This is a genomic window from Mesorhizobium sp. M4A.F.Ca.ET.090.04.2.1 (genome assembly GCF_003999085.1).
Taxonomy (GTDB): Bacteria; Pseudomonadota; Alphaproteobacteria; order Rhizobiales; family Rhizobiaceae; genus Mesorhizobium.
In genome coordinates this window covers 1-528 of the sequence record NZ_RZOT01001014.1, presented here as the reverse complement: position 1 = coordinate 528, position 528 = coordinate 1, and the positions used below count along the sequence as shown (strand labels likewise).

1 protein-coding gene is annotated in these 528 nt (G+C 62.5%); it reads right to left on the bottom strand.

Annotated elements, in window-relative coordinates; genetic code table 11:
- Positions 1-528, bottom strand: a 528-nt coding sequence (locus EN781_RS33805) for an NAD(P)-binding protein (RefSeq protein ID WP_127400793.1), incomplete at both ends; no start/stop codon positions are given.

Here is a 528-nt window from a genome sequence, read left to right as displayed (position 1 = left end):
GGCGTTTCCGAACCGCCGCAATAGAGCACCGCATCATATTCGGCGAGCAGTTCCGCCACCGGCTTGTCGACGCCGACATTGATCCCGCAATGGAAGCTCACGCCCTCGCCTTGCATCTGCTCGATGCGCCGGTCGATGTAGTGCTTCTCGATCTTGAAGTCGGGGATGCCGTAGCGCATCAGCCCGCCCGGCCGGCTCTCGCGCTCATAGACGTGAACGTCGTGACCGGCGCGGCCAAGCTGCTGGGCGGCCGCCATGCCGGCCGGCCCCGAGCCAATGATTGCGACGCGCCTGCCGGTTTTCCTTTCCGGCGGATAGGGCCGGATATGACCGGTTTCATAGGCCTTGTCGGCGATTGCCTGCTCGATCGTCTTGATGGCGACCGGAATGTCCTCGAGGTTCAGCGTGCAGGCTTCCTCGCAAGGTGCCGGACAGATGCGGCCGGTGAATTCCGGGAAATTATTGGTCGAATGCAGGTTGCGGATCGCATTGTCCCAGTCGCCATTGTAGACGAGGTCGTTCCAGTCC